This window comes from Lysinibacillus macroides (assembly GCF_001281525.1).
Lineage (GTDB): Bacteria > Bacillota > Bacilli > Bacillales_A > Planococcaceae > Lysinibacillus > Lysinibacillus macroides.
Genome location: NZ_LGCI01000005.1, coordinates 1523971 through 1532948 on the forward strand (window position 1 = coordinate 1523971; position 8978 = coordinate 1532948).

The 8978-nt window shown below is 36.7% G+C and carries 7 protein-coding genes; 3 read left to right on the forward strand and 4 right to left on the reverse strand.

Going from position 1 to position 8978, the window contains the following annotated elements; all coding sequences use genetic code 11:
* Positions 1-41: 41 nt before the first annotated feature.
* Genes ADM90_RS10295 through ADM90_RS10305 form a run of 3 tightly spaced genes read right to left on the reverse strand, consistent with a single transcriptional unit; the run spans position 42 to position 3808 of the window.
* Positions 42-1166 carry a Ger(x)C family spore germination protein gene (locus ADM90_RS10295; RefSeq protein WP_053994862.1) on the reverse strand — a complete coding sequence of 375 codons (1125 nt, stop codon included), beginning with the start codon at positions 1164-1166 and terminating at the stop codon, positions 42-44.
* Positions 1153-2274: a GerAB/ArcD/ProY family transporter gene (locus ADM90_RS10300; protein ID WP_053994863.1), complete on the reverse strand. Its 1122-nt coding sequence runs from the start codon at positions 2272-2274 to the stop codon at positions 1153-1155. The genes ADM90_RS10295 and ADM90_RS10300 overlap by 14 nt, the downstream gene beginning before the upstream one ends.
* A 16-nt stretch (positions 2275-2290) precedes the next feature.
* Entirely contained in the window at positions 2291-3808 is a 1518-nt protein-coding gene (locus ADM90_RS10305) for a spore germination protein (RefSeq protein WP_053994864.1), read from the reverse strand.
* 550 nt (positions 3809-4358) lie between these two features.
* Here ADM90_RS10305 and ADM90_RS10310 point away from each other — a divergent pair.
* Both ADM90_RS10310 and ADM90_RS10315 read left to right on the forward strand, forming a co-directional pair.
* Positions 4359-5243, forward strand: coding sequence for a GNAT family N-acetyltransferase (locus ADM90_RS10310; RefSeq protein ID WP_053994865.1), 885 nt, complete (start codon positions 4359-4361; stop codon positions 5241-5243).
* 361 nt (positions 5244-5604) lie between these two features.
* Entirely contained in the window at positions 5605-7032 is a 1428-nt protein-coding gene (locus ADM90_RS10315; protein WP_412176985.1) for a DHA2 family efflux MFS transporter permease subunit, read from the forward strand.
* Positions 7033-7079: 47 nt separating this feature from the next.
* Here the strand turns inward: ADM90_RS10315 and ADM90_RS10320 are convergent, their stop codons facing one another.
* Complete coding sequence (locus tag ADM90_RS10320) at positions 7080-7994, reverse strand: C40 family peptidase (RefSeq protein WP_053994867.1); 915 nt, start codon at positions 7992-7994, stop codon at positions 7080-7082.
* Positions 7995-8497: 503 nt separating this feature from the next.
* Between ADM90_RS10320 and ADM90_RS10325 the strand changes: the two genes are divergently transcribed.
* Entirely contained in the window at positions 8498-8962 is a 465-nt protein-coding gene (locus ADM90_RS10325; RefSeq protein ID WP_053994868.1) for a MarR family winged helix-turn-helix transcriptional regulator, read from the forward strand.
* The last annotated feature ends 16 nt before the right edge of the window (positions 8963-8978 follow it).

Genomic DNA, 8978 nt, shown 5'->3' on the forward strand with positions numbered 1-8978 from the left:
TTAATTGAGGATCAAGCAGCCTGTAAAAACAAAGATACACTTTATTCAAATACACCATTTCTCAAAACAACAAAATCAACATGAATATTGACTTTCATATCTTTATACATTTCATGCCATTTTTCTTTTGTAAGTTGCGCGTGTCTTACAGAACCTCTATATATCTCACCAAAGCCAAAAATATCTGACTCCACCTTCTGGCTTTGGGCAATCACCTTCTCTAATTCTTTAGCTAATTTGTTTTGAATGGCTTTTTCCAGTGCAGCTACACTTTTGGGATCTCCCTGATTAATATCGGGATAGGTTTCTAAAATTCTTGCTTTGATTTTAACGTTTAGATCAAATTCTGGATTTGCAGCATTCACCAATGTTACTTTTCTTTTGGAATGGATCGCATCGAAGGCTACTGTCATGTCATCCGTTGTTATTTTTTGTAAGGCGGAAGGAAGGTCTTCATGGTGCAATATCGTTTCGTATAATCCAGCTTTAAATGTATCTCTTACAATTTTTACATAAAAACTATCTGTGGCCGGGAGTCTACTTACCATTTTGCCATCTTTAAATAAGGCTACACCGCTCAATTTCACAAGTTCCTTATCTCTTTTAATAATAGGCATGGCTACATCTTTACCAACGGAATAATAATCGCGTGCCACTTCATGCAATGTGCTTGAAATCATATATTCCTGCTCAATGTTTTGTTCAATAAGGCGAAAGATATGCTGACCAATATCCTCAATATTTTCGTATTCATATTCCAATAAGGGTGCGACTCTATCCTCTACGACAGCCATATATATACCATTGCTCACACTGGCATTTTCCAGATTCGTATCAATAAAGTAACGAAGTCCTTCTTTTGCCAATTCTTCACCAAATAAAACAACCCTCATTTGACCAACAACAACTTTTTTCGATAGCTGATGATTGGCTTCTATTCGATTGCCTTTACTTGTATCATTTTCTGTTGTCAGCACCTCTACATTACTTTGAAATTCTGGGTTGACCTCCCGAATCACCACCGTCGCAGCTATCTTTTTTTCTGTGCCTACGTCATAGCCAACTAAGGTTGTTAGCCCTACTTTATCGAGAATGTTAGTCTCTACACATCCATATAAAAGCACCAACGCAAGCAAAGGACTATAAAAATATTTAAGCTTGTTCATTTTTTTGCTCCTTTTTTGTGGTGATTTTCTTTTTCAATGCAGCTATGATCCATAACACAATCGGATAGACAAAGATGGCATAAAACGCTATGTTTGCAAATTGATTGTTAATCGCATTGATTTGTATACGTGTTTGCACAAATAATGTGCCAAGGAAAATAAAGAAGGCGAAGAGCCAAACAAATTTTGTATGACCAATATTGACTAAACGAATCGCACCACGATAAGCAGCCCATAAATAAAGACAAAGATTCGGCAAAATAATGAGCATCCAAAAGCACACTGCCATAAATTCAAAGCGTTCGATAAAAGGGAAGCTAATAAAGCTAAATAATGTTAATGTGGCCCATACAGTTTTTACGATTTCCTCATTGCTATAATAGGTAATCGAAACGGCCATCACAGCTACATAGATAGCCGTTGTAGCGAGCAAACTTAAATGAGCATATTTCTGAACATGCTTTTTATCGTTTAGAAAAGGATAAATAACCATTAATATCTCAAAGCCAATAATGGTAAAGGTCATGGATTTTGCCCCTTTTAAAATAGAGCGAAAATCTGTTTCTAACACAGGGAGTAGGCTGTTTATAGATGAAAATTTCAATGGAAAAGCAAGCATGGGAATAATCCATAAAGACAATACAACACTAAAAAAGGAGACACCTACAATCACACGTAATCCACCTGTAAAGGCATAGATAATAATGATTAATAAGGTTATCGCTAAAAACCATGCACTAATACTAGGAAAAATCCATGCCTGAATAACCTCAATATAATTACGTAAAATGGAGAAAAACGACATAAAGCAATAGAAAATATAAAGGATATTCAAAACATTACCAATTAATTTTCCAAAGATATCTTGTTGAATGCCATAAAGGTCATTAGCGCCATATATTTCTAATGTTTTAATCATAAAAAAGGTCACAATATGTGTGGCAATACCCGCTAATAGAACTGAAATCCATGCATCATGTTTTGCATCCTGGAACACAATACGTTGAAATCCCTGTACACCCACCCCAATTTGAGCACTGTGCATCACGAAAAACAGTAGATAAGTATTGACCATATCTTTAGGGTTAAGCTGTAGAGGATTTTTCATTTATTTCACCTTCAGTTCAACTTTTTTTCGGCTTGATCGGTTCAGGGTCGAACTTGTAGTCATCTTTTGATCTTGTTAAAGCAGGCCTTTTTGCTGTTAATGGAATTGGCATTCGGATAATACTATCTCGCATTTCCTTCAATCTTGGAGGATAGAAGGGAGACATATACGGTGCGCCCAAGCTTGACTGGCGTAAAAGATGAACGAGTATAAAACAGACCGCCAGCATAATTCCATAAAAGCCCCAAAACCCTGCAAGTATAATAATGGGGAAACGAATAAGTCGAATCACATTCCCCATCATATAACTTGGGGAGGTAAAGGATGCTAGGGCACTTAAAGCAATAATAATTAATAAAATATTACTGGTAATGCCTGCCTGTACCGCTGCTGTCCCAATTACGATACCACCAACGATACCGATTGTTTGCCCAATTTTAGTGGGTAGCCTTGCACTGGCTTCTCTCAATAGTTCAATAATAATTTCCAGCAGCAATGCCTCAAATATGGGTGGAAAAGGCACTAAAGCTCTCGATTCACTTAATGGCACTAAAAAGGCTTGTGGAATCACCTCATAATGGAAGGTGAGGGCGGCCACATAAAATGGTGTTAAATAAACAGATAAAAAGAAGGCGGCAAGTCGTAATAATCGCACAAAGGTAGCAATTTGCCAACGTAAGTTTTGATCCTCTTGGCTTTGGAAAAATTCAGTAAACGATTGCGGACAAATAATTGCCATCGAGCTTCCGTCTACAATCACACCGATCTTACCATCCAATAAACCATCACAAAATCGGTCAGGTCTTTCAGTTAACAGCATTTGCGGAAAAACAGACAATGAATTATCATCAATCATTTCGGCTAAAACCGCACTATCAATTAATGCGTCTAAATCGAGGGAGGCAAGGCGCTGACGTACAGTATTGACCATTTGATCGGAGGCAAGACCATTCATATATAAAAGTGTCACAGCCGTATTCGTACGTCTGCCAATTTTTATTTTTTCATTACACAGATCTGGGCTTACTATGTAACGACGAATTAGCGAAATATTTGTAGATAGACTCTCATTAAAGGCAACCTGTGTGCCGATTACTTGTGATTCATTTTCGGGTGTCGATAAAGCTCTCGATTCTCGACTTGCAATATTGGCTATGACAACTTGCGGATAGCCTTCTATATGAAGTAAAACAGATCCATTAATGATTCCTTCTATCGCTTTTATTAGTAGACTCGTTACAGTGACCTCAGGAATAGAAAGGGCAGCCATCAAAATTTCTGGTGTATCGTTTGGTTTGTTTTGTAAATCGGCTATGATATTATTGTTTAATGTCTGATCATCCACTAAATTATCGATATAAATAAGGGTGATATTTGGCGGAAAAGACTGAATAATTAAATCATCTGGATTATTTGTTGCGTCCTTTATTGATTGAATAAAATGATCTTGTGCCTGTGCAATTGTTTCGAGATTTTCTGTAGGAGCTTCCGAGTTCATGGCTGTAGGTGACTGGTTTTGATTGAAAGGCTTCATATTGAATGACGAGGCTCCCTTCATTGTTAGCTTAGTTTATAGAATTGACGGTAGAAAGGTGTTCTATACGTATTTCATTTATTTTCAATCATTCCTCACTTTAGATTGGGAGACATAACCAAATAATGCAAAGTGTGTTGACAAATAAAAAGCAATTGTTTCAAAGGAGAGTATGAACAATATTGTTGGAGAAGCCTATCTCAAAATGAAATGCTAGACATTCTTCACCATTTGATAGTATTATATCTATAATCTTAAAAGCAGAAGGGGATTAGACAGCTATGCTAAAACTTATTATCGCACATTAAATTCCTATGAATTTAATAGAAGGGCGAGTCTATCATATGATCGGTTTATTTGTGTTGCCCTTATGTGATAATGATGAGCTGCTAAAATGTCTAATCCATATTATAAGCAGAGATGAAGATAGCCTTCCTGCCTATATATTAAAGACTTTATGAGTTTATTCTCATAAGGTCTTTTGCTGTTTTTAGGAGGTGATCATTCCCATAAAATCTAATATTCAAACAGACAATGAGAGGGAAGAGATATGAAAAAATATGAATTAGTGAGTAATTATCGCCATGATGAAAAATTGAAGACGAGTTTTAATGACTTAGCCATCAAAACGTTCGGCTTAGATTTTCAAAATTGGTACAACCAAGGCTATTGGAATGACCAATATATTCCTTATTCATTTATTCAGCAAGGAAAGGTGATTGCCAATGCTTCTATCAGTAAAATGTCAGTAGTGATAAATGGTCAACGTTATAAGAGTATTCAAATTGGCACTGTGATGACAGAGGAAAATTATCGCCATCAAGGTTTGGCTAAGCAGTTAATGCAGCATATTCTCAATGAATATAAAGAAGCTTGTGATTTTTTCTACCTTTTCGCCAATGATACGGTATTGGATTTTTATCCAAAGTTTGGCTTTTCACGAATACAGGAAAGTGAGTTTAGCTTCGATCTTGTAAAAAATCCTGTTCAACGGAAGCAGCATGCCAGCGTACAGCAGCTTACCATTGAACAGGATCTTATACTACTTGAAAAATACGCAAAAAATCGCCAGGTAAATTCAACTATTTTAGATGTTGAACATAATCAGCATTTATTAATGTTTTATTTCATCTTAGTATTCCATAAAGCCAACTATTATATAGAGGATTTAGAAACAATTGTGCTTATGGAGGAAGAGGACGGTGTGCTAAATATTTATGATATCATTGCGTTACAATCATTTAAGGTGGATGCTGTATTAGCAAGGATTGTACAGGAAACAACGAAAAAGGTGATCTTTTATTTCACACCTGATTTTTCTATTGAGGGCATGACAGTAGCCTTACATCCAAATGATGATGATGCTTTATTTGTTTTAGCGAAAAAGCCAGTGCTAAGAGGGAGCTTTAGGTTTCCTCTAACCTCCCATTGCTAATTTAAAATAAAGGCAGGAAATAATTAACGAAAGCCACTATCTGATTAATAACTAAAAAGTCGATTCCTTAAATATGCAGGAATCGACTTGAAATCAATTATATTTTATGATAAATTTAGATAGATAGACTGCGTATAATTATTTTTACTCACATCTCCACATTTTAATTATACAATGAAAACTATCTTTATGTCAACTCTTATATTTATTTTTAGAAGAGGTTGACATCCATTTACAATTTCAACAGATTGGGGGACAAGATCAGTACATGTAGTCATAATTAAGATAAAAATATAGAAAGTAGGACTGAGGCTATTTGACAGAAAACATAACTTCCACCCAAACAAAAACACCCTATGGTATGATTGCCATTTTATTTATCGGAGCCTTTGTAGCGATTTTAAATGAAACATTACTTAATATTGCCTTGCCAGCGATTATGGATGAATTCCATGTAAAAGCAACGGCTGTGCAATGGCTCTCTACAGGCTATATGCTGATTAATGGTATTTTAATACCTGCAAGTGCCTTCTTTATTCAACGTTTTACAGATAGAAAGCTATTTATTACGGCCATGGCATTATTTACACTTGGGACATTCCTGGCAAGTGTTGCGCCAGCCTTCGGTGTATTATTAGCTGCTCGTATGATTCAGGCAGCAGGCTCAGCAATTATGATGCCTTTGTTAATGAATGTGATGCTAACAGCCTTTCCAGTTGAAAAACGTGGAGCAGCGATGGGGATGTTTGGGCTTGTGATGATTACCGCTCCAGCGATTGGACCAACACTCTCTGGCTGGTTAATTGAGCATTATAGCTGGCGTATCTTATTCGATATTGTCTTACCAATTGCCATTTTAACGTTAATTTTTGCGATTTTTAAATTAAAAAATGTCACACCAGAGCGTGCCATTAAGCTCGATGTATTCTCGCTTATTTTATCAAGCATCGGCTTTGGCGGTCTGCTTTACGGCTTTAGCTCAGCAGGGGACAAGGGCTGGGACCATATTCTTGTTTACGGCACAATTATTATTGGTACACTCGCATTAATAACCTTTATTCTTCGTCAGCTACGAATGGAGGAGCCGATGCTGGAGTTTCGTATTTTCAAATATCCAATGTTTGCGCTATCCTCCGCCATTGCAATTGTTCTTTCAGTCGCAATGTTTTCAGCCATGATCTTAATGCCTATTTATGTGCAAACCATTCGTGGGATTTCCCCGATGGATTCAGGTTTACTGATGCTACCAGGAGCGATTGTGATGGGGATTATGTCACCTATTACAGGTAAGCTATTTGATAAATACGGTGCAAGAAGCCTAGCAATTATCGGCTTAACCATTACCATTGTGACAACCTATTACTTTAGCAAAATTGATATGGAGACAACTTATGCTACGCTTGTTTGGCTCTATACATTGCGTATGTTTGGGATGTCCATGGTCATGATGCCCGTGATGACCAACGGCTTGAATCAGCTACCAGCCTATAATAACCCACATGGGACAGCAATGAATAATACATTACAGCAAGTATCAGGGGCTATTGGCTCTGCTGTATTAATTACTGTGATGAACAATAAAGCCACTGCAAAAGCAGAGGAATTAGCTTCTTCCGCTACGCAGGGGACAGCCAATATAGTGAATGAATCAATGCTGCATGGCATTACCTTCACCTTCTTTATTTCCACATTAATTGCAGTCATCGCACTTATTCTTGCCTTCTTTATGAAGAGAGTTTCACCTGCTCATGACAGTAACATGAATGAGGAAGTTAGTGATCATAAATAAATGACAAAACGGGGGCTCCTTAAAATACGCAGCCCCCGTTTTATATGTTACTGACTTAATCGTTGAATAAAGGCAGCTAATTGTTCTAATGTGACATTGTCATTTACCCCAAATGTATTGTCTCCTTTACCTACTGTAACTTTAGTGGAGGCAAGAATTACTACATATGGATTAGCCCAGTGTGTAGGCGGAACATCTGTAAATTCATCTGCTGTTCCTTGTTGTTGTAAATGAAAGGCTTCCACTAAAACCTTGGATAACTGGCCACGTGTAATCGGAGAACTTGGATTAAATTTTCCGTGTTCATCGCCCGTAAAAATGCCCATCTTTTTTAGTGCTTCCACAGCACCTGCATAGTTAGAAGATGGCTTGATATCAGGGAAACTTGTATTTGTCTCACTTGTATCTAGCTGTAGTACGTCCGCAAGTCGAAGTGCCACCTCTCCACGCGATGCATAAACGCTAAAGTCAATCTCTGCATCTTTTACTTCTCCAAAATCATTTTCAGTGAAGTCAGCAATACGTTTTGCTCCTATGTAACGAGACCCCCAGTAATAGGGATCGTTCATTTTATCTATTTTAACTCCAGCACTTGTTGTAGCTGAAATAAACTTACTGTCACCTATGTATATACCAACGTGGGAAACACCGCTTCCTGAAGTATTAAAAAATACAAGATCACCTGTCTTTAAATGCTCCTTTGAGATAGAAGTACCTTGCTGATATTGAGTTTTGGAGGTACGTGGTAACGAGATGCCTACCTTCGAAAAAACAAATTGTGTATAGGCTGAGCAATCAACGCCTGTCCTCATATCGCTTCCTCCATATTTATAGGGAACCCCGATATATTCCTTAGCTGTATTAGTAATATCTGCTATTGTTGCTGCTTTTGCATCATGTATACCGATTCCTGTGAAAAGTGTGAAAGATGCAAAAATGGGTAGTAACCATTTTTTCTTCAATTAACCTTACTCCTTTCAAATCGCTTTTGCTTTTGACTAGAGTAAGAATAGCACGAAATAGATAAGTATTATTTTTCAATAGTATTACTGATTATTAGTGAATAACAAATTTGAAACCTTAATTTTATCTATGTAAAATCTCTGCAATAATCATGGTCAAATTTGTTAAAAAAATATAAAATTATAGGATAAATAGGGACATAAGAGTTAATTCCAAAGTTTTCGCTACTACCAAAAATTCAGTTTTTTGCCTCACTGAAAAAAGATTACAGTCTATCAGGATAAGGCAATAATTCTCCCCGTCACATACAGCCCTATTAGTATTATATCAGAAGGAGCTACTCTTAGTTGGCTTAAATCATTAACGAAGTCCCGAATGTTAAAAAAATACCTTCTAGCCCTCCGTCCTTATTTTTATTGCAAATACAACAAAATTACATTATATTAACCATACAGCTTTTTTATTGTATTTGCAATAAAAAACATTGCTAAGGAGGTGCAACATGACAGAAATTCTTCGTGAAATCGGTATGATTGCTAGGGCATTGGATTCCATCAGCAATATCGAATTTAAAGAATATCATTTAACAAAAGGACAATATTTATATCTTGTACGAATATGCGAAAATCCAGGTATTATTCAGGAAAAGCTAGCTGAGAAGATAAAGGTAGATCGAACAACCGCCGCACGCGCTATCCAAAAATTAGAGGCAAATGGCTTTATTGAAAAAAGAAACGATACGCAAAACAAAAAAATAAAACGACTCTTTCCAACTGATAAAGGCAAGACAATATTTCCAATGATTAAACGAGAAAATGATTACTCAAACAGCGTGGCATTAACAGGCTTTTCTGCTGAGGAAACTGACCTTATTTTCCAGCTCCTTGGAAGGGTTAGGAAAAATATCGAGGTTGATTGGGAGCTTGTCAAAAAAGGGCATAAAACACTAGCGTCGCGTGAATTTTAATTGAATTTTCTGTTTT